Source organism: Atlantibacter sp. RC6, from assembly GCF_014193285.1.
Classification (GTDB): domain Bacteria; phylum Pseudomonadota; class Gammaproteobacteria; order Enterobacterales; family Enterobacteriaceae; genus Atlantibacter.
Genome location: NZ_JACHZE010000003.1, coordinates 323,337 through 344,884, shown reverse-complemented (window position 1 = coordinate 344,884; position 21,548 = coordinate 323,337). Strand labels below are relative to the sequence as shown.

18 protein-coding genes and 1 riboswitch are annotated in these 21,548 nt (G+C 55.4%); of the genes, 12 read left to right on the top strand and 6 right to left on the bottom strand.

The window, feature by feature from the left end:
* Positions 1 to 21 precede the first annotated feature (21 nt).
* Positions 22 to 121: riboswitch (TPP riboswitch) on the bottom strand.
* 35 nt (positions 122 to 156) lie between these two features.
* Entirely contained in the window at positions 157 to 1,818 is a 1,662-nt protein-coding gene (gene sgrR / locus FHW74_RS09625; protein WP_183170215.1) for an HTH-type transcriptional regulator SgrR, read from the bottom strand.
* Between the two features lie 300 nt (positions 1,819 to 2,118).
* Between sgrR and FHW74_RS09620 the strand changes: the two genes are divergently transcribed.
* Positions 2,119 to 3,297, top strand: coding sequence for a sugar efflux transporter (locus tag FHW74_RS09620; RefSeq protein ID WP_183170214.1), 1,179 nt, complete (start codon positions 2,119 to 2,121; stop codon positions 3,295 to 3,297).
* A 31-nt stretch (positions 3,298 to 3,328) separates the two neighbouring features.
* On the opposite strand, the gene leuD is transcribed toward FHW74_RS09620, so the two are convergent.
* The 5 genes from leuD to leuL all read right to left on the bottom strand — a co-directional run bounded on the left by leuD (position 3,329) and on the right by leuL (position 8,191).
* The gene (gene leuD, locus FHW74_RS09615; RefSeq protein ID WP_183170213.1) at positions 3,329 to 3,934 is read right to left on the bottom strand and encodes a 3-isopropylmalate dehydratase small subunit; all 606 of its coding nucleotides are present in this window, start codon (positions 3,932 to 3,934) and stop codon (positions 3,329 to 3,331) included.
* A gap of 11 nt (positions 3,935 to 3,945) precedes the next feature.
* Positions 3,946 to 5,346, bottom strand: a complete 1,401-nt coding sequence (gene leuC / locus FHW74_RS09610) for a 3-isopropylmalate dehydratase large subunit (protein WP_183170212.1) — start codon at positions 5,344 to 5,346, stop codon at positions 3,946 to 3,948.
* A 2-nt stretch (positions 5,347 to 5,348) separates the two neighbouring features.
* Entirely contained in the window at positions 5,349 to 6,440 is a 1,092-nt protein-coding gene (gene leuB, locus FHW74_RS09605; RefSeq protein WP_183170211.1) for a 3-isopropylmalate dehydrogenase, read from the bottom strand.
* A complete protein-coding gene (leuA, locus tag FHW74_RS09600) occupies positions 6,440 to 8,011 on the bottom strand; it encodes a 2-isopropylmalate synthase (RefSeq protein ID WP_183170210.1) in 1,572 nt (523 codons plus the stop codon). The genes leuB and leuA overlap by 1 nt, the downstream gene beginning before the upstream one ends.
* Positions 8,012 to 8,107: 96 nt before the next feature.
* A complete protein-coding gene (gene leuL / locus FHW74_RS23005) occupies positions 8,108 to 8,191 on the bottom strand; it encodes a leu operon leader peptide (RefSeq protein WP_121497546.1) in 84 nt (27 codons plus the stop codon).
* A gap of 642 nt (positions 8,192 to 8,833) precedes the next feature.
* Between leuL and leuO the strand changes: the two genes are divergently transcribed.
* From leuO to mraY, 11 genes are all read left to right on the top strand, one after another.
* Positions 8,834 to 9,778 (top strand): transcriptional regulator LeuO, encoded by a 945-nt coding sequence (leuO, locus tag FHW74_RS09590; RefSeq protein WP_183170209.1) that lies wholly within the window; start codon positions 8,834 to 8,836, stop codon positions 9,776 to 9,778.
* A gap of 357 nt (positions 9,779 to 10,135) precedes the next feature.
* Positions 10,136 to 11,860, top strand: a complete 1,725-nt coding sequence (ilvI, locus tag FHW74_RS09585; RefSeq protein ID WP_183170208.1) for an acetolactate synthase 3 large subunit — start codon at positions 10,136 to 10,138, stop codon at positions 11,858 to 11,860.
* A 2-nt stretch (positions 11,861 to 11,862) separates the two neighbouring features.
* Positions 11,863 to 12,354, top strand: a complete 492-nt coding sequence (ilvN, locus tag FHW74_RS09580) for an acetolactate synthase small subunit (RefSeq protein WP_183170207.1) — start codon at positions 11,863 to 11,865, stop codon at positions 12,352 to 12,354.
* A 178-nt stretch (positions 12,355 to 12,532) separates the two neighbouring features.
* Positions 12,533 to 13,537: a catabolite repressor/activator gene (gene cra / locus FHW74_RS09575; RefSeq protein WP_183170206.1), complete on the top strand. Its 1,005-nt coding sequence runs from the start codon at positions 12,533 to 12,535 to the stop codon at positions 13,535 to 13,537.
* Between the two features lie 557 nt (positions 13,538 to 14,094).
* Entirely contained in the window at positions 14,095 to 14,553 is a 459-nt protein-coding gene (gene mraZ / locus FHW74_RS09570; RefSeq protein ID WP_183170205.1) for a division/cell wall cluster transcriptional repressor MraZ, read from the top strand.
* A gap of 3 nt (positions 14,554 to 14,556) precedes the next feature.
* The gene (gene rsmH / locus FHW74_RS09565; protein WP_183170204.1) at positions 14,557 to 15,498 is read left to right on the top strand and encodes a 16S rRNA (cytosine(1402)-N(4))-methyltransferase RsmH; all 942 of its coding nucleotides are present in this window, start codon (positions 14,557 to 14,559) and stop codon (positions 15,496 to 15,498) included.
* Positions 15,495 to 15,860, top strand: coding sequence for a cell division protein FtsL (gene ftsL / locus FHW74_RS09560; protein ID WP_183170203.1), 366 nt, complete (start codon positions 15,495 to 15,497; stop codon positions 15,858 to 15,860). Before rsmH ends, ftsL begins: the two co-directional genes overlap by 4 nt.
* 15 nt (positions 15,861 to 15,875) lie before the next feature.
* Positions 15,876 to 17,642, top strand: coding sequence for a peptidoglycan glycosyltransferase FtsI (locus FHW74_RS09555; RefSeq protein WP_125293205.1), 1,767 nt, complete (start codon positions 15,876 to 15,878; stop codon positions 17,640 to 17,642).
* Positions 17,629 to 19,116: a UDP-N-acetylmuramoyl-L-alanyl-D-glutamate--2,6-diaminopimelate ligase gene (gene murE, locus FHW74_RS09550; RefSeq protein WP_183170202.1), complete on the top strand. Its 1,488-nt coding sequence runs from the start codon at positions 17,629 to 17,631 to the stop codon at positions 19,114 to 19,116. Before FHW74_RS09555 ends, murE begins: the two co-directional genes overlap by 14 nt.
* The gene (gene murF / locus FHW74_RS09545; RefSeq protein ID WP_183170201.1) at positions 19,113 to 20,471 is read left to right on the top strand and encodes a UDP-N-acetylmuramoyl-tripeptide--D-alanyl-D-alanine ligase; all 1,359 of its coding nucleotides are present in this window, start codon (positions 19,113 to 19,115) and stop codon (positions 20,469 to 20,471) included. Before murE ends, murF begins: the two co-directional genes overlap by 4 nt.
* Positions 20,465 to 21,547, top strand: a complete 1,083-nt coding sequence (gene mraY, locus FHW74_RS09540; RefSeq protein WP_125293208.1) for a phospho-N-acetylmuramoyl-pentapeptide-transferase — start codon at positions 20,465 to 20,467, stop codon at positions 21,545 to 21,547. The genes murF and mraY overlap by 7 nt, the downstream gene beginning before the upstream one ends.
* Position 21,548: the final 1 nt, after the last annotated feature.

Below are 21,548 nucleotides of genomic sequence, written 5' to 3'. Positions count from 1 at the left end.
AAAGGAAGTGGCAAAGGATTTTGAGCAGGCAGCCTCAAATCCCTTCGCCGGCGTTATCCGGATCAGGTTCGACGGGTATTTTCTCAGCGCGCAGTTTGCTGCGGCACCCCGTTGAGAACGGTCGTATTGTAATGATTTGGTGAATATTTAAAAGAATTATGGCTCCGGCGGCGCAAACCAGGCAGATTTAAAATCAAACCAGCCCAGGGTATTCATCCGCACGCCGCGCATACTGCGCTGGCCCTGGATCATCAGCCAGTGGTGGATCAGCGGCAAAATGGCCTGTTGCTCAAGCAGTTGCTGGCACCACAGCGCATGATTCAGCTCCCCTGATTGCCAGCGTCGCGCGTCCGCCTGCCAGTCGATGGGCACGCAGTGCTGCATCAGCGGCGTTTCAAACAGGTGCGCGAACAGCGAAAACTCCAGCGGCAGGGTGAAGTTGGCGCTGTTCAGCCAGATATCGCTGACGATTTCCCCCCGATGCCACTCATCGTAGTCCACTTCCTGAATCTCCAGCTTCACGTGATGCTCCGCCAGGATCGACGCCATGATCTCGGCGATCACCCGGTGTTCGATGTGTTCGCGATAGAATGTCAGCGTTAGGGTTTCCAGCCCGGCGGGCTTTTCGCTGGCGGTGGAGGGATGGGTATGATGCCAGCGCGGCAGCAGACCGTACGCCGGGAACCAGTAACGTTGATGCTGTTCGCTGGCCCGCCACAGCAAATTCACCGGCGACAGTACATGGCTGAGCCAGTTTTTCACCTGCGGCAGCGCGCCGCGCGGGGAGCGCTGGTCATACAGTAAATAGTAACAACCCTCTTCGAGGCGGCTTTCAACCGCTTTTTCTTCGCCTTCGGCGGACGACTCCAGATGAACGCCGCTACTGAGTTCATCGCCAATATCCGGCAGTACCCAGAAATTCACTTCGTCAATCAGCGCCCGGTAACCGAAGTAATCATCAAAGGCGTGGATCTTAAGCTGGTTGTTATTGTTGCGCACCACGGCATAGGGACCGGTGCCCACCGGACGGCTGGAGAAGTTATTCATCGACGGCCATTCCCGCGGCAGGATCATCGCCGCCACGCTGCCCATCAGCCACGGCAGCCAGCGGTCCGGTTGAGCAAGATGAATATCCAGTGTCCAGGTGGTAGGGGATTCGATGCGGGTGATGTGCGAATAGAGCGGCAGTGTGTTGATGCGCTGGAGCGAGCCAATAACATCCAGCATATCCAGCTCACGGCCATGGTGAAAATGGATACCGGGCCGCAAAAAGAAGCGCCAGTGCAGCGGGCCAAGCTGCTGCCAGTGGTGGGCAATATCGGCTTCGATTTCCCCGTTTTCCTCATTTATGCGCGTCAGACCGCTAAAGATCTGCCGGACGATATGGGTCTCTGAACGGCGTAACGCACTGCCCGGCAGCAGGTTTTTGAGCGGACGATAATAGAGGATGCGCAGGATATGGCGGCCCTGGCGGAAGCTGCGTCCGAGATGGGAAATCAGCATCTGGCGCACGGCGGCTTTATCCCCGACGATTTGCACCAGTTGATCGATGCGATCCTGCTCCAGCAGGTCTTCGGCGCGCTGCTGCTGGAGCGCAAGGCCAGTATACAGGAACGCCAGCTTCGAACGTTTGCCCCGGCCTGCCTCGGCGTCCCACGTCAGCCAGCCCTTTTCCTGCATCGCGTTTAGCAACGTGCGCATATGGCGGCGCGAGCAGTTCAACAGCTCGGCCAGTTCATTCAGCGTGGTCTCCTGCGGCTTTCCATCACAGCATTGCCACAGACGGATAAATTGTTGTTGGAGCCGGGCAGAAGACATAAAAGAGGAACTCCTGTAGCGAAACGCATCAATTTTTCTTTCCCTATATTAAGCTAATAATTTGTCCTGATGAAAGTGATGATTCCGCTGTGATGAGTGCGGTTTTAGGGGAGAAGCGTTGTGGTATCGCCGCTGGCCCGCGGCAATGCGACAAGGTCCTGAAGCGTGTTCGGTTGTTCCCGGAGCATTGCAGGCATCAAGTGTGACTGAGTATTGGTGTTTTTCACCCGCCAGCGGTTTTTTTACTGCTGGCTTTTTTCGTTTATGCTTTCCATCCCCCCTAACGAAAGGATGCACCTTATGCAGTGGTTATTAACGCGCAGTCGCCAGTTGAACGGGGTTTATATAGCGTTTATGGGCGTCGCCTTTATGGTGGGCGTGGCCAGCGCATTGCAGGCCCCGACGCTGAGCCTGTTTTTAAGCCGGGAAGTGGATGTGCGCCCGTTCTGGGTGGGGCTGTTTTATACCGTAAATGCCCTGGCCGGAATTGTGGTAAGCCTGTGGCTGGCGAAGCGCTCCGATGTCCAGGGCGACCGGCGCAAGCTGATTATGTTCTGCTGCCTGATGGCGATCGCCAACTGCGTGTTGTTTGCCTTTACCCGCCATTACCTGACGCTGCTCACCGCCGGTGTACTGCTGTCGGCGCTGGCGAACACGACGATGCCGCAGCTGTTTGCCCTGGCGCGGGAATACGCAGACAGCTCGGCGCGGGAAGCGGTGATGTTCAGCTCGGTAATGCGTGCGCAGCTGTCGCTGGCGTGGGTCATTGGGCCACCGCTGGCGTTTTTGCTGGCGCTCAATTACGGCTTTACCGCCATGTTCCTGTTTGCCGGGTTTATCTTTTTGCTGAGCCTGGGAGTCATTGCGCTGGCGCTGCCGTCGGTGCCGCGCGAAACGCTGCAACCCGACATGGCGCTTACCCAGGTGAGTGGCTGGCAGGATAAAAACGTGCGGCTGCTGTTTATCGCTTCGGTGCTGATGTGGACCTGCAACACCATGTATTTTATCGATATGCCCCTGTGGATCAGCAGCGAGCTGGGGCTGCCGGATAAGCTGGCCGGCGTCCTGATGGGCACCGCCGCCGGGCTGGAAATCCCGGTGATGCTGCTGGCGGGCTATTACGTGAAGCGCGTTGGCAAGCGGCGGATTATGCTGCTGGCGGTGGTCTCCGCCATTCTGTTCTACATCGGCCTGCTGCTGTTCCAGAGCCAGCAGGCGCTGTTAATGCTGCAAATCTTTAATGCGGTGTTTATCGGGATTATCGCAGCGATCGGCATGATCTGGTTTCAGGACCTGATGCCGGGACGGGCGGGTTCGGCGACGACGCTTTTCACCAACAGTATCTCAACCGGCGTGATTCTGGCGGGTGTCATTCAGGGCGCGCTGGTGGAAAGCTTTGGGCATTACGCGGTGTACTGGGCGGTGGCGGGAATGGGGATTTTTACCCTGCTGATCACCTCGCGGGTGAAAGACGTTTAAAAAAATGCCGGGCATCGCACCCGGCATTTTTTTAGTTCATAAACGCTGGCTGGCGTTGTTCGTAGGCGGAAATCGCGTCTTCATGCTGTAAGGTCAGGCCGATGCTGTCCAGCCCGTTCAACATGCAGTGACGGCGAAACGCGTCCAGCGTGAAGGCATAACGCTTGTCGCCCGCTTTCACTTCCTGCGCTTCCAGATCCACTTCAAAGCGGATGCCCGGATTAGCCTGCACCAGCGTAAACAGCTCATCGACTTCTTCATCGCTCAGTTTCACCGGCAGCAGTTGGTTGTTGAAGCTGTTGCCATAGAAAATATCCGCGAAGCTCGGGGCGATCACCACTTTGAAGCCGTAATCGGTCAGCGCCCACGGCGCGTGTTCACGGGACGAGCCGCAGCCGAAGTTTTCCCGCGCCAGCAGAATCGATGCGCCCTGGTATTCCGGGAAGTTCAGCACAAATTCCGGATTCGGCACTTCGCCTTTGTCGTCGAGGAAACGCCAGTCGTTAAACAGGTGGGCGCCAAAGCCGGTACGGGTGACCTTTTGCAGAAACTGCTTCGGGATAATCGCATCGGTATCGACGTTGGCCGCATCCAGTGGAACCACCAGGCCGGTATGTTGGGTAAATTTTTCTGCCATGGTGATGCTCCTTATTTCAGTGTGCGGATATCAGCGAAGTGGCCGGTTACCGCCGCCGCTGCCGCCATCGCCGGGCTGACCAGGTGAGTGCGGCCACCGCGGCCCTGACGGCCTTCAAAGTTACGGTTGCTGGTAGAGGCGCAGCGTTCGCCCGGGTTCAGGCGGTCGTTGTTCATCGCCAGGCACATCGAGCAGCCCGGTAAACGCCACTCAAAACCCGCTTCGATAAAGATCTTATCCAGACCTTCGGCTTCCGCCTGGGCTTTTACCGGCCCGGAGCCCGGCACTACCAGCGCCTGAACGCCCGGCGCGACTTTACGCCCTTTGGCGATTTGCGCCGCGGCGCGCAAATCCTCAATCCGCGAGTTGGTGCAGGAGCCGATAAACACTTTATCAATCGCCACTTCAGTCAAGGGGACGCCAGGCTGCAGGCCCATATAGGCCAGCGCTTTTTCCGCTGAGGCGCGCTCAACCGGATCGGCAAAGGAGGCGGGTTCCGGTACGCGATCGGTTACCGAGATAACCTGGCCGGGGTTAGTTCCCCAGGTGACCTGCGGCGCGATGTCGGCGGCATCCAGCGTGACCACCGTATCGAACACCGCGTCGGGGTCAGTTTTAAAGGTTTTCCAGTACTCGACGGCATCGTCAAAGTCTTTGCCTTTCGGTGCGTGCAGACGGCCTTTCACATAGTTGAACGTGGTTTCATCCGGTGCGACCAGGCCCGCTTTGGCGCCCATCTCAATCGCCATATTGCACAGGGTCATCCGGCCTTCCATGCTCAGCGCGGTAATCGCGTCGCCGCAAAATTCCACCACATGCCCCGTGCCGCCTGCGCTACCGGTTTTACCGATAATCGCCAGTACGATGTCTTTAGCGGTGATGCCCGGTGCGGCGGTGCCGTTGACTTCAATCTTCATGGTTTTGGCGCGGCCCTGTTTCAGGGTCTGGGTCGCCAGAACGTGTTCTACTTCCGAAGTACCGATACCAAACGCCAGCGCGCCGAACGCGCCGTGGGTGGCGGTGTGGGAGTCACCGCAAACGATGGTCATACCGGGCAGGGTGATGCCTTGCTCCGGGCCCATCACATGCACGATGCCCTGGTACGGGTGGTTCAGGTCATACAGTTCGACGCCGAATTCATTGCAGTTTTTGATCAGTTCCTGCATCTGGATGCGCGCCATCTCGCCGGAGGCGTTGATGTCTTTGGTCTGCGTCGAGACGTTGTGATCCATGGTAGCGAAGGTTTTGCGCGGCTGGCGCACCGGGCGCCCGTGAGCGCGCAAACCGTCGAACGCCTGCGGGGACGTGACCTCATGCACCAGATGGCGGTCGATGTACAGCAGCGGCGTTTCGTCCTTTGCTTCATACACCACGTGGGCATCGAATAATTTTTGGTACAGTGTGCTGGCCATGATTACACCCCTTCGGCGACATAGCGGGCAATAATATCGCCCATTTCATCAGTACGGGTTGCCTGGTCGCCGCGCGCCAGGTCACTGGTGCGAACACCTTCTTCCAGCGCACGGTTGATGGCGCGTTCAATGGCATCGGCAGCGTCGCCCGCGTTCAGGCTGTAACGCAGCAACAGCGCCAGCGACAGGATTTGCGCAATCGGGTTGGCGATGTTTTTCCCGGCGATGTCCGGCGCAGAGCCGCCCGCCGGTTCATACAGGCCAAAACCCTGCTCGTTCAGGCTGGCGGAAGGCAGCATGCCCATTGAGCCGGTGATCATCGCGCATTCGTCAGACAGAATATCGCCGAACAGGTTGGAACACAGCAGCACATCGAACTGGGAAGGATCTTTAATCAGCTGCATGGTGGCGTTGTCGATATACATGTGCGACAGCGACACGTCCGGGTAATCATTGGCGATTTCGTTAACGATTTCGCGCCACAGCAGCGAAGTCTGCAATACGTTGGCTTTATCTATCGAGGTGACTTTTTTACGGCGTTTGCGGGCCGATTCAAAGGCGATGCGCGCGATGCGTTCAATCTCAAAGCGGTGATACACCTCGGTATCAAAGGCTTTCTCATGCATGCCCTGGCCTTCGCGGCCTTTCGGCTGGCCAAAGTAAATGCCGCCAGTCAGTTCACGTACGCACAGGATGTCGAAGCCGTTGGCGGCGATATCGGCGCGCAGCGGGCAAAATTCCTCCAGGCCCTGGTACAGCTTCGCCGGACGCAGGTTACTGAACAATTTGAAGTGTTTACGCAGCGGCAGCAGTGCGCCGCGCTCCGGCTGCTGGGCAGGGGGCAGATGCTCCCATTTCGGGCCGCCCACCGAGCCGAATAAAATCGCATCGGCCTGTTCGCAGCCTTCCACGGTGGCCTGCGGCAGCGGATTGCCATGACGGTCAATCGCCACGCCGCCTACGTCATAGTGGCTGGTGGTAATACGCATATCGAAACGGCTACGAACGGCTTCCAGTACCTTCAGGGCTTGCGCCATTACTTCCGGGCCAATACCGTCGCCCGGCAAAACAGCAATATGGTAATTTTTCGACATCACACGGTTTCCTGATTGTGTTCTTTGTTATGAGCTTTGCGTTGTAATTCTTTTTCGACTTCAGCGGCGCGCCAGATATTGTTCAGCACGTGCACCATGGCCTTGGCGGAGGATTCAACGATGTCTGTCGCCAGGCCCACGCCATGGAAGCGGCGGCCGTTGTAGTTCACCACGATATCCACCTGACCCAGCGCGTTTTTGCCCTGGCCTTTAGCGCCTAACTGGTAGTTCACCAGTTCGATATCGTATTCAGTGATGCGGTTGATCGCCTGGTACACCGCATCTACCGGGCCGTTGCCGTTAGCGGCTTCGGCTTTTTCTTCATCGCCGCAAATCAGCTTCACGGACGCAGTCGCCATGGCGTTAGAACCGGACTGCACGCTGAAGTAGTCCAGACGGTAATGCTCCGGCTCTTCCTGCTGCTTATTAATGAATGCCAGCGCTTCTAAATCGTAATCAAACACCTGGCCTTTTTTGTCCGCCAGTTTCAGGAAGGCGTCGTACAGGTTGTCCAGGTTGTAGTCCCCTTCGTGATAGCCCATCTCTTCCATGCGGTGCTTCACGGCGGCACGGCCAGAGCGGGAAGTCAGGTTCAACTGGATCTGATTCAGGCCAATGGATTCCGGAGTCATGATTTCGTAGTTTTCACGGTTTTTCAGCACGCCATCCTGATGGATACCGGATGAGTGAGCGAAAGCCCCGCTGCCGACAACCGCTTTGTTGGCCGGGATCGGCATGTTGCAAATCTGGCTGACGGTCTGGCTGGTACGCCAGATCTCCTGGTGATGAATGTTGGTATGTACGTTCAGCAGATTCTGGCGCAGTTTAATCCCCATAATCACCTCTTCCAGCGCACAGTTGCCGGCGCGCTCGCCGATGCCATTCAGGGTGCCTTCAACCTGGCGTGCGCCCGCATTCACGGCTGCCAGCGCGTTGCCGACCGCCATGCCTAAATCGTCATGGGTATGAACGGAAATGATCGCTTTATCGATGTTCGGAACGCGCTGGTACAGGCCGGTAATAATGTTGCTGAATTCAAAGGGCAGGGTGTAGCCCACGGTGTCGGGAATGTTGATGGTTTTCGCGCCAGCGTTGATCGCGGCTTCCACCACGCGGGCCAGGTCTTCAATTGGGGTGCGGCCCGCATCTTCACAAGAAAACTCGACGTCATCGGTATAATTGCGCGCGCGCTTCACCATATAGACCGCGCGTTCAATCACTTCGTCCAGGGTGCTGCGCAACTTGGTGGCGATATGCATGGGCGAGGTGGCGATAAAAGTATGAATTCGGAACGCTTCGGCAACGCGCAGCGATTCTGCCGCCACATCTATGTCTTTTTCTACACAACGCGCCAGGGCGCAGACGCGGCTGTTTTTCACATTACGCGCGATGGTCTGGACGGATTCGAAATCGCCAGGCGAAGAGACCGGGAAGCCAACTTCCATAACATCAACACCCATACGTTCCAGGGCCAGAGCGATTTGCAGTTTCTCTTTCACGCTCAGGCTGGCCTGCAACGCTTGTTCACCATCACGTAATGTTGTATCGAAAATAATGACTTGCTGGCTCATGAATTCGGTCCTTATTTTAGTTTTCTGCGCCTGCGACGAGCATAAAAAAACCCGCGCAGTGCGCGGGTTTCGTTATCTCTTGTGGCCTGATCCAACCTATCGCTGAATGCCGCCCAACAGTCTACCGCGCAGAGATGCGTTGAGTAGTAGTAGACCGAGTAGGCGAACGGTGCGAATCATTGATCAGGCCTCAGAATTCGTTTAGATGCTTTTAGTGGTACTTGATTCGCGAGGAGGTGTCAACCTTTCTTTCGGGTAACCCGTGATGGACGGTAAAGAATTCACAAAGTTTATATTTAGCGAAATGTGCTAAAAAATACGGAAAACAACAATCAATTATTTTGTGGCTATTCGCAGGGGTGAATATCTTATTTTAAGACTTCCGTGTGAATCTCTCGCTTGTGTTGAGATCAGGATTTTTATCAATGGCGCAACAAACATTTAAGGAACTCATTATAATTTAAGATATTTCCAAAGATAACGTGGCACTTCTGTGCCAACGACTCGTATAAATCGAGCACATTTTAATGGATGCCATATTTTAATAATCCTAAAATGATAATTCATCCGGTGAATTATTGAGAATTTTCACAGAGTATGTTTTGATTAACACCCATAACAAATTGAACCGTGAGTAGACTTGTAAACTGTAAGGGGCATCCTGAAGTTTATGCGTAGGCCTTACAAGATTTGTTCTGTAATGTACAAATAAATCCTTTTCTGGATTGTTTATAAGTTAACGCTGTCTTTTCCTGAATGCGCAATAGCGTGCATTCCAATAAGGTTGCCAGGAAGGGTAACAATGTATCATTGGAGTGGTTTATGCCTGAAAATAATATTGAACATTTCCCCGTGACTGAAGGATTAAAACCTCAATTGCGCTCGGTAGACCTCAATTTACTGACCGTTTTCGACGCCGTCATGCAGGAACAAAATATCACCCGTGCCGCGCATCTGCTTGGTATGTCTCAACCTGCGGTAAGTAATGCGGTATCCCGCCTTAAGGTAATGTTTAATGACGAGCTTTTTGTGCGTTATGGTCGGGGCATACAGCCTACGATGCGCGCCTGTCAGCTGTTTGGCTCTATCCGCCAGGCGTTGCAGCTCGTACAAAATGAACTGCCCGGTTCCGGATTCGAACCTCTGAGCAGTGAACGCTTATTTAATCTCTGCGTGTGCAGCCCGTTAGATAACCTCTTAACGTCGATTATTTACAATAGCGTGACCAACATTGCTCCTAATATTCATTTGGCATTTAAATCCTCTCTTAATCAGAATATTGAGCATCAGCTGCGCTATCAGGAAACCGAATTTGTTATTAGCTACGATCTATTCCGTCGCCCTGAATTTTCATGTGTGCCTTTATTTGAAGATGAGATGGTTTTGGTCTGCAGTAAAGCCCATCCTCGCAAGAAAGAGTTGACTCATGAGCAGGGCGTTTATCGTGAGCAACACGCGGTTGTGGCGTTAGAGCGTTTTGGCTCATTTAGTGCGCCCTGGTATGACACCCCGGAAAAACAAAGCGTTATTGCGTATCAGGGCATGGCAATGACCAGCGTCCTGAATGTGGTGTCGCAAACTAACCTGATTGCCATCGCACCTCGCTGGTTGGCAGAAGAATTTATTTCAACGCTTAGTCTCGATATTCTGCCACTGCCCCTGGAACTCAACAGACGTACCTGCTATCTGTCATGGCATGAAGCGGCAGGGCGTGACAAAGGCCATCAATGGATGGAAGAGTTGCTTATTACTATTTGTAAAAGGTAACAAAAGGGCGATAAACCGAATGGGCAGCCATTCGGTTTTGCTGTTTTTTATATCATTACCAGCGAATTATTCTGCTGCGTCCCTCTGCCACTGACTTTCCCCGTTTTGCTTGATCTCCCACTGTAATCTTCAACACTTATAAAATATCCCGCCATGACATTCGCTTCTGCCAGGGATTTCTCATTCATCCACGTAATTTGCCTGGTCGGGAGAAAAAAAACGCGATGGAGGCGTCCATGGCGGGTTAATTGCCTGCCCGATCCCGAGCGGTTATGGTATGAGATATAAAAAAGCACATCGCGACGGCGAGAATATGATTTCCGCCGTTGATAGAAAATAAAAGCCTGGAGGCAAATGATGGAGATGTTGTCTGGAGCCGAGATGGTGGTGCAATCGCTGATCGACCAGGGCGTGAAACAGGTATTCGGTTACCCCGGTGGGGCCGTGCTGGATATCTATGACGCGCTACATACGATTGGCGGGATTGACCATATACTGGTGCGGCATGAACAAGCTGCTGTCCATATGGCCGATGGTCTGGCCCGCGCGACTGGCGAAGTTGGCGTGGTGCTGGTGACATCTGGCCCCGGTGCAACCAACGCCATTACCGGTATCGCAACCGCCTATATGGATTCCATTCCTTTAGTTGTGCTGTCCGGCCAGGTGGCGACATCGCTGATCGGCTATGACTCCTTCCAGGAATGCGACATGGTGGGCATCTCGCGCCCGGTGGTGAAACACAGCTTTCTGGTGAAACAAACCGAAGATATCCCAACCGTATTAAAGAAAGCCTTTTGGCTGGCCGCCAGCGGCCGCCCTGGCCCGGTGGTGGTCGATTTGCCGAAAGATATTCTTAACCCGGCGAAAAAGATGCCGTACGTCTGGCCCGAGTCCGTCAGTATGCGCTCCTACAATCCCACCACCCAGGGCCATAAAGGGCAAATCAAACGCGCTCTCCAGACATTGCTGGCCGCGAAAAAGCCGGTGCTGTATGTCGGCGGCGGCGCGATTAATTCTGGTTGCGACGCGCCGCTGCGCCGTCTGGTTGAAAAACTCAACCTGCCTGTCGCCTCTTCATTAATGGGGCTGGGAGCGTTTCCCGGTACGCATCGTCAGTCATTAGGCATGTTGGGCATGCATGGCACCTACGAAGCCAATATGACGATGCACCACTCTGACGTGATTTTCGCCGTCGGGGTGCGTTTTGACGATCGCACCACCAACAATCTGGCGAAGTACTGCCCGAATGCCACGGTGCTGCATATCGATATCGATCCGGCGTCGATTTCTAAAACGGTATCCGCCGATATTCCTATCGTGGGCGACGCGGGGCTGGTGTTGGAGCAAATGCTGGAACTGCTGGAGCAGGAAGAAGGCTCCCAGTCGCTGGATGATATCCGCGACTGGTGGCAGCAAATTGACGTCTGGCGGGCGCGCAAGTGCCTGAGTTACAACACCTCAGGGGAGAGCATCAAACCTCAGGCGGTGATAGAAGCTATTCATCGTTTAACCCACGGCGATGCGTATGTGACCTCAGATGTTGGCCAGCATCAGATGTTCGCTGCTCTTTATTACGCTTTCGATAAACCGCGCCGTTGGATAAATTCCGGCGGCCTCGGCACCATGGGATTCGGTTTGCCTGCGGCGCTGGGCGTTAAGCTGGCGCTGCCGAATGAGACGGTAATTTGCGTGACCGGGGATGGCAGTATCCAGATGAACATCCAGGAGCTGTCAACCGCGCTGCAATATGAACTGCCGGTGCTGGTATTAAACCTTAACAACCGCTATCTCGGCATGGTGAAGCAGTGGCAGGACATGATCTATTCTGGCCGCCATTCACAATCCTATATGGAGTCGCTGCCGGACTTCGCCCGCCTTGCACAGGCCTACGGGCATGTGGGCATTAACATCACCCGCCCCGATGAGCTTAAGAGCAAATTAAGCGAAGCCCTGGAGCAGGTGCGCAATAACCGCCTGGTGTTTGTCGATGTGACCGTGGATGGCACCGAGCACGTTTATCCGATGCATATTCGTGGCGGCGGGATGGATGAAATGTGGTTAAGCAAAACGGAGAGGACATAAGCATGCGCCGGATACTATCTGTGTTACTGGAAAACGAATCGGGCGCGTTGTCACGGGTGATTGGGTTGTTCTCCCAGCGCGGCTATAACATTGAAAGCCTGACCGTCGCGCCGACGGAAGATCCTACGCTGTCACGCATGACCATCCAGACGGTGGGCGATGCCAAGGTTCTTGAGCAGATCGAAAAACAGCTGCATAAGCTGGTGGATGTACTGCGCGTAAATGAACTGGGGCAGGGCGCGCACGTCGAACGTGAGATCATGCTGGTGAAAATTCAGGCCAGCGGCTATGGCCGTGATGAAGTCAAACGCAACACCGAAATTTTCCGCGGATCGATTATCGATGTGACCCCGTCGATGTATACCGTGCAGTTGGCAGGCACCAGCGATAAACTGGATGCGTTCCTCGCCACCGTTCGCGATGTGGCGAAAATTGTCGAAGTCGCCCGCTCCGGCGTGGTTGGGTTGTCGCGTGGTGATAAGATCATGCGCTAACGCGAAACAGAAAGAGAGTGACAAGCCCGGCCATGTCTCACCGGGCTTTTTTTTTGCCTGAACGCCAGCAAGAGCGCGCAAAAGCAGTTGCTCAGGGTATTATTCTGCGTTTAGATGTTATGAATTTTGCTATAACCCTAATAAGGCTATGGAGTATGTCATTCACTAAGGGGCAATTGTGAAACTGGATGAAATCGCGCGACTGGCAGGGGTATCGCGCACAACGGCGAGCTACGTCATTAATGGAAAAGCCCGACAGTATCGTGTGAGCGATAAAACTGTCGAAAAAGTGATGGCGGTCGTGCGTGAGCATAACTACCACCCAAACGCGGTGGCGGCGGGATTGCGTGCAGGCAGAACGCGCTCAATCGGCTTAGTGATCCCCGATCTTGAAAACACCAGCTACACGCGTATTGCCAATTATCTTGAGCGCCAGGCTCGTCAGCGCGGCTATCAGCTGCTGATCGCCTGCTCGGAAGATCAGCCTGATAACGAGATGCGCTGCATTGAGCACCTGCTACAGCGTCAGGTTGACGCCATTATCGTTTCCACTTCTTTACCGCCTGAGCATCCGTTCTATCAACGCTGGGCTAATAATTCGTTCCCCATCGTCGCGCTGGATCGCGCGTTAGATCGCGAGCATTTCACAAGCGTAGTGGGTGCCGATCAGGATGATGCGGAAATGCTGGCTGGCGAATTACGCAAATTCCCGGCGCAAACCGTGCTGTATATGGGGGCACTCCCGGAGCTGTCGGTGAGTTTTTTACGCGAGCAGGGTTTCCGCGCCGCGTGGAAAGACGATCCCCGGGAAGTGCATTATCTGTATGCCAACAGTTATGAAAGAGAGGCGGCGGCGCAGCTTTTCGAAAAATGGCTGGAAACGCACCCGATGCCTCAGGCGCTGTTCACCACCTCCTTTGCTTTACTGCAAGGGGTGATGGATGTCACGCTGAAACGTGAAGGACGTTTGCCAACCGATCTGGCTATCGCCACCTTCGGGGATAATGAACTGCTCGATTTCCTGCAATGCCCGGTGCTCGCAGTGGCGCAACGTCATCGCGATGTGGCGGAACGCGTGCTGGAACTGGTGCTTGCCAGCCTTGACGAGCCGCGTAAACCGAAACCTGGGCTTACGCGGATCCGGCGTAATCTGTATAAGCGCGGCAGTCTCAGCCGTCGTTAATTCCCACATAAAGGCAGCTCGGGCTGCCTTTTTTAATATTCGGATTATTCCGTACTTAAAGTGCGTATTTCTTAAATTATTAAATAACGGCTTCAAATGTAGGATTAATATCCGATAAGCAGTAAATTAATATTTCCTATGAATCATTTTGTAACATCTGCACGGCGTAACCATGCCGATAAATAACGCAATTTTTATCGCAAGTTAGTCTGAATCACACCGCCACACGCCAGGAGTCGCTGTTCAGCCCGCATGAATTGCCTTAAAATGCCGCTCGCGTCGCAAACTCGGCACTTTGTAGTTTTTTTGTACGTAAATAGTCGATTTTACCCCTCCCGGTTTATTCGCCATTTTTCTTACAAATATTCATGACGTTAATTTTGCCTCGCTTTAAACGCAGCTTTTTAAATTAGCACTTCTCCTCCTCAGGAACGGATAATTTGTTAATTCCAGCACCGGTGCTGGCTTGACAAGCTTTTCCTCCGCTCCGTACACTCCCTAATGTGGGAATTTGTGGGATATTGTGGTGGAAAGGGGCTTATCAGGGTGAGGCTGGCATGTTCCGTGGCGCTTCGTTAGTAAACCTCGACAGTAAAGGGCGCTTATCGGTGCCTACCCGCTACAGGGAACAACTGATCGAGACCGCTGCTGGTCAGATGGTTTGCACCATCGACATCCATCACCCCTGCCTGCTGCTTTATACGCTTCCTGAATGGGAAGTGATTGAACAAAAGCTATCGCGTCTGTCGAGCATGAATCCCAATGAACGCCGTGTGCAGCGGCTGTTGTTAGGGCATGCCAGTGAATGTCAGATGGACAGTGCCGGACGACTGCTGTTGACCCCCGTGTTGAGGCAGCATGCCGGACTTACCAAACAAGTGATGCTGGTCGGGCAGTTCAATAAGTTTGAGCTGTGGGACGAAACGGCCTGGTATCAACGTGTCAAGGAAGACATAGACGCAGAGCAGTCCTCCTCTGAAGTGATGTCAGAGCGATTGCAGGATTTGTCCTTATAAAAAATGATGGAAAACTATAAACATAAAACGGTGCTGCTCGACGAGGCCGTTAATGGCCTGAATATTCGTCCTGATGGCATCTACATCGATGGCACATTTGGTCGCGGTGGTCACTCACGTTTGATTTTGTCCCAGCTCGGGCCGGAAGGCCGGCTGATGGCGATCGATCGCGATCCTCAGGCTATTGAAGCCGCAAACGCCATCGACGATCCGCGCTTTTCTATTGTACATGGTCCGTTTTCTGCGCTGGCGGACTACGTGCGTGATCGCGATCTTCAGGGGAAGATCGACGGTATCCTTCTCGATCTTGGCGTTTCTTCACCGCAGCTTGACGACGCAGAGCGCGGTTTCTCCTTTATGCGCGACGGGCCGCTGGACATGCGGATGGACCCGACTCGCGGGCAATCCGCCGCTGAATGGCTACTCTCGGCAGAAGAGAGCGACATCACCTGGGTACTGAAAACCTATGGTGAAGAGCGCTTTGCGAAACGCATCGCGCGCGCCATCGTTGAGCGTAACCGCGAACAGCCGATGACCCGCACCAAAGAGTTAGCGGACGTGGTGGCGGCAGCGACGCCGGTAAAAGACAAATTTAAGCACCCGGCGACCCGCACGTTTCAGGCGGTGCGTATTTGGGTGAACAGTGAACTCGAGGAGATCGAGCTGGCGCTAAAAGGCTCGCTTGACGTACTGGCTCCGGGAGGACGCCTTTCTGTCATCAGTTTCCACTCGCTGGAGGATCGGCTGGTCAAACGCTTTATGCGCGAGCAAAGCCGTGGCCCCCAGGTGCCCGCAGGGATCCCGATGACGGAAGCGCAACTCAGTAAACTGGGCGGTCGTCATTTACGAGCATTAGGCAAGTTAATGCCGGGCGAAGAAGAAGTGGCGGAAAATCCACGTGCCCGTAGTTCAGTGCTGCGTATAGCAGAGAGGACGAACGCATGATCGGCAGAGTGACGGAGACCCTCAGCAAAGTTACCGGATCGTTAGGAAGCAACGAGCGCCATGCCTTGCCTGGCGTGATCGGCAGCGATCTGTTGCGACACGGGAAACTGCCACTCTGCTTGTTCATTATTATCATCGTCACCGCGATTTCCGTGGTGACCACCGCTCACCATACCCGTCTTCTGACGGCGCAACGTGAGCAACTGGTGCTGGAGCGGGATGCGCTGGATATCGAATGGCGCAACCTGATCCTTGAAGAAAACGCGCTCGGCGACCACAGCCGGGTCGAGCGGATCGCCACTGAAAAGCTGCAGTTGCAGCATGTCGATCCATCCCAGGAAAATATCGTGGTTCAGAAATAAGGATTTACAGCAGGCATGAGAGCAGCGGCAAAAACGCTTAAACCGAAACGCCAGGAAGAACAGGCCAACTTTATAGGTTGGCGTTTTGCGTTGCTCTGCGGGTGTATCTTGCTGGCGCTCTCTTTCCTGCTGGCGCGCGTGGCCTGGCTGCAAATTATTGCGCCCGATATGCTGGTGCGCCAGGGCGATATGCGCTCGCTACGCGTCCAGGAAGTGGCGACGTCCCGCGGACTGATTACCGACCGTTCCGGCCGCCCACTGGCGGTCAGCGTGCCGGTCAGGGCAGTATGGGCCGATCCTAAAGAACTGCACGACGCGGGCGGTATTACGCTCGATAACCGCTGGAAAGCGCTTTCCGATGCCCTGAAGCTGCCGCTGGACCAACTGGCGTCGCGAATCAACGCCAACCCGAAAGGGCGCTTTATCTACCTTGCCCGTCAGGTGAATCCGGACATCGGCGATTACATCAAAAAGCTTAAACTCCCCGGTATCCATCTGCGCGATGAATCTCGTCGTTACTACCCGTCGGGCGAAGTGACCGCTCACCTCATTGGCTTTACTAACGTGGATAGCCAGGGGATTGAAGGCGTTGAAAAAAGCTTCGATAAATGGCTTACCGGCCAGCCAGGCGAGCGTATTGTGCGTAAAGACCGCTATGGCCGCGTGATTGAAGACATCTCTTCTACTGACAGCCAGGCGGCGCACAACCTGGCGCTAAGTATTGATGAGCGTTTACAGGCGCTGGTTTACCGCGAACTGAACAACGCCGTGGCGTTCAACAAAGCCGAGTCCGGGAGTGCCGTATTGGTGGATGTGAACACCGGCGAAGTGCTGGCCATGGCCAACAGCCCCTCTTATAACCCGAATAACATCTCGGGCACGCCGAAAGACATTATGCGTAACCGCACCATCACCGACGTCTTCGAACCGGGTTCAACGGTGAAGCCGATGGTGGTGATGACGGCCCTCCAGCGCGGCGTGGTCAATGAAAATACCGTACTGAATACTGTGCCGTACCGCATCAATGGTCATGAGATCAAAGACGTGGCGCGCTACAGCGAATTAACCCTGACCGGGGTGTTACAGAAGTCGAGTAACGTCGGTGTTTCAAAGCTGGCGTTAGCGATGCCGTCCTCAGCGTTAGTAGATACTTACTCACGTTTTGGACTGGGTAAAGCGACCAATTTGGGGTTGGTCGGAGAACGCAGTGGCTTATATCCTCAAAAACAACGGTGGTCTGACATAGAGAGGGCCACCTTCTCTTTCGGCTACGGGCTAATGGTAACGCCGTTACAGTTAGCGCGAGTCTACGCAACGATTGGCAGCTACGGGATCTACCGTCCGCTGTCGATCACCAAAGTCGATCCGCCGGTTCCCGGCGAGCGCATTTTCAATGAATCCGTCGTGCGTACCGTGGTGCATATGATGGAAAGCGTGGCGCTGCCTGGCGGCGGCGGCGTGAAAGCGGCAATCAAGGGTTACCGCATCGCCATCAAGACCGGTACGGCGAAAAAGGTCGGCCCGGACGGGCGCTATATCAACAAATACATTGCCTACACCGCGGGCGTCGCACCGGCGAGCCATCCGCGCTTTGCGCTGGTGGTGGTCATCAACGACCCGCAGGCAGGTAAATATTACGGTGGTGCCGTATCTGCACCGGTGTTCGGAGCCATTATGGGCGGCGTATTACGCACCATGAATATCGAACCAGATGCCCTGGCGACGGGCGAAAAAAGTGAATTTGTAATCAATCAAGCAGAGGGAACAGGTGGCAGATCGTAATTTGCGCGACCTTCTAGCGCCGTGGGTAACGGGTTTACCTGCGCGCGCGCTACGAGAAATGACGCTCGACAGCCGTTTGGCTGCCGCGGGCGATCTTTTTGTAGCTGTGGTCGGTCATCAGGCGGACGGGCGTCGGTTTATCCCGCAGGCGATAGCGCAAGGTGTAGCTGCCATTGTGGCGGAAGCGAAAGGCGAAGCCACTGACGGTGAAGTCCGTGAAATTCACGGCGTTCCGGTTATCTTTCTCGAACAGTTAAATGAACGGTTATCCGCGCTGGCGGGGCGTTTTTATCATGAGCCGAGCCAGCAGTTGCGCCTGGTCGGCGTGACGGGCACCAACGGCAAGACCACCACCACGCAATTACTGGCGCAGTGGAGCCAACTGCTGGGCGAAACCAGCGCCGTGATGGGCACCGTGGGTAATGGCCTGTTGGGAAAAGTCAGCCCGACGGAAAACACCACCGGTTCTGCGGTGGATGTCCAGCAGGTGCTGGGCGGCCTGGCGGACCAGGGTGCGACCTTCGCCGCTATGGAAGTGTCCTCCCACGGCCTGGTGCAGCACCGCGTTGCTGCGCTGAAATTCGCGGCCTCGGTGTTTACCAATTTAAGCCGCGATCATCTCGATTATCACGGCGATATGGAGAGCTACGAAGCTGCGAAATGGCTGCTATTCTCTTCGCATCACTACGGGCAGCCCATCATCAATGCCGATGATGAAGTGGGTCGCCGCTGGCTGGCGAAATTGCCGGACGCCGTTGCGGTCTCGATGGAAGACAATATTAACCCGGCCTGCCGGGGCCGCTGGCTGAAAGCCAGCGAGGTGCGCTATCACGACAGCGGCGCGACGATCCGCTTTGACTCCTCATGGGGCAACGGCGAAATCGAAAGCCGCCTGATGGGCGCATTTAACGTCAGCAACCTGTTGCTGGCGCTGGCAACGCTGCTGGCGCTGGATTATTCGCTTCCGGCACTGCTGGAAACCGCGTCCCGCCTGCAACCGGTGTGCGGCCGCATGGAAGTATTCAGCGCGCCGAACAAGCCCACCGTGGTCGTGGATTACGCCCATACCCCTGATGCGCTGGAAAAAGCATTGCAGGCCGCGCGTTTACACTGCGCCGGTAAACTGTGGTGCGTGTTCGGCTGCGGCGGCGATCGCGATAAAGGCAAACGCCCGCTGATGGGGGCTATCGCCGAGCAGTTCGCCGATGTGGTTGTGGTCACCGATGACAATCCGCGTACCGAAGATCCCAAAGCGATTATCACTGATATCCTGGCCGGTATGCTGGATGCCGGTCGCGCGCGTGCCGTGGAAGGCCGCGCCGAAGCGGTGACCAACGCCATTATGCAGGCTAAAGAAAACGACGTGGTGCTGATTGCCGGTAAAGGCCATGAAGATTATCAAATCGTCGGCACGCGTCGGCTGGACTATTCGGATCGTGTGACCGCCGCGCGTCTGTTAGGAGTGGTGGCATGATCCCGGTTTCTCTGGAAAAACTCGCCACGCTGCTGGGCGGCGAGTTGCGCGGTGACGATCGCGTCATCGACGCGGTCACTACTGATACCCGCAAATTAACGCCGGGCTGCCTGTTTGTGGCGCTCAAAGGCGAACGTTTCGACGCCCATGACTTCGCGCAAACCGCGCAGCAGGGCGGGGCAGGCGCGTTGCTGGTCAGCCGCCCGGTAGACGCGGCGCTGCCGCAGATTATCGTTAGCGATACGCGCCTCGCGTTCGGCGAACTGGCGGCGTGGGTGCGCTCGCAGGTGCCGGCACGCATTGTGGCGTTAACCGGCTCCTCCGGCAAAACCTCCGTCAAAGAGATGACGGCGGCGATCCTCAGCGAATGCGGCAACACGCTTTTTACCGCAGGCAACCTAAATAATGACATCGGCGTGCCGATGACATTGCTGCGCCTGACGCCGGAGCATCAGTACGCGGTGATTGAGCTGGGCGCAAACCATCAGGGCGAGATCGCCTGGACCGTTGGGCTGACTCGTCCGGAAGCGGCGCTGGTGAATAACCTCGCCGCCGCGCATCTGGAAGGATTTGGTTCGCTGGCGGGCGTTGCGAAAGCGAAAGGGGAGATTTTCTCCGGCCTGACCACTGACGGCATCGCGATCCTGAACGCGGATAACAACGACTGGCTGAACTGGCAGGCGGTGATCGGCGATCGCAAAGTATGGCGTTTTTCACCGAACGCCGCCGGAAGCGATTTCAGCGCCACGAATATCCATATTACCAGCCACGGCACCGAGTTGACCCTCGTCACCCCGACTGGCGATGTGGATGTGCTGCTGCCCCTGCCGGGCCGCCACAATATCGCCAATGCCCTCGCGGCGAGCGCGCTGGCGACGGCGGTGGGCGCAAGCCATGATGCCATTAAAGCCGGGCTGGCGAAATTAAAAGCCGTGCCGGGCCGTCTGTTCCCGATCCCACTGGCTGAAAACCAGCTGTTGCTGGATGACAGCTACAACGCCAACGTCGGTTCCATGACGGCGGCGGCGCAGGTGCTGAGCGAAATGCCGGGCTACCGTGTCATGGTCGTGGGCGATATGGCGGAGTTGGGCGCGGAGTCCGACGCCTGCCATCGTGAAGTGGGCGAAGCGGCGAAAGCTGCGAATATCGACAAAGTCTTAAGCGTCGGCAAAGCCAGCGAAATTTTGAGCCAGGCCAGCGGCGTAGGCGAACATTATCAGGATAAAAAAGCCGTGATCGAACGCCTCAGGGCGCTACGCGCGGAACATACCATTATGACGATTTTAGTGAAGGGTTCACGCAGCTCTGCCATGGAAGAGGTGGTTCGCGCATTACAGGAGACCGCGACATGTTAGTTTGGCTGGCCGAGCATTTGGTCAAATATTATTCCGGCTTCAACGTCTTTTCCTATCTGACGTTTCGCGCCATTGTCAGCCTGCTGACCGCTCTGTTTATCTCGTTATGGATGGGGCCGCGCATGATTGCGCATCTGCAAAAATTATCCTTTGGCCAGGTTGTGCGTAACGACGGCCCGGAGTCGCACTTCAGCAAGCGCGGCACTCCGACGATGGGCGGGATTATGATCCTGACCTCCATCGTGGTTTCGGTGCTGCTGTGGGCCTATCCATCCAACCCTTATGTCTGGTGCGTGCTGTTTGTGCTGGTGGGTTATGGCGCGGTCGGCTTTGTGGATGATTACCGCAAAGTGGTGCGCAAAGACACTAAAGGCCTGATCGCCCGCTGGAAATACTTCTGGATGTCGGTGATTGCCCTGACCGTGGCGTTCGCCCTGTATATGGCGGGCAAAGACACGCCGGCTACCGAACTGGTGGTGCCATTCTTTAAAGACGTGATGCCGCAACTGGGCATCTTCTACGTGATTCTGGCCTATTTCGTGATTGTCGGCACCGGCAACGCGGTTAACCTGACCGACGGCCTGGACGGCCTGGCGATTATGCCGACCGTGTTTGTGGCAGCGGGCTTTGCGCTGGTGGCCTGGGCGACTGGCAACATGAACTTCGCCAGCTATCTGCATATTCCTTATTTACGGCATGCCGGTGAACTGGTGATTGTCTGTACGGCGATTGTCGGTGCAGGGCTCGGCTTCCTGTGGTTCAACACCTATCCGGCCCAGGTCTTTATGGGCGACGTTGGTTCTCTGGCACTGGGCGGCGCGTTGGGCATTATTGCGGTACTGCTGCGCCAGGAGTTCCTGCTGGTGATCATGGGCGGCGTGTTTGTGGTGGAAACCCTGTCGGTGATCTTACAGGTCGGATCGTTCAAGCTGCGCGGGCAACGTATTTTCCGCATGGCCCCGATTCACCATCACTATGAACTGAAAGGCTGGCCGGAGCCGCGCGTGATTGTGCGCTTCTGGATTATTTCGCTGATGCTGGTGCTGATTGGCCTGGCGACGCTGAAGGTACGTTAAT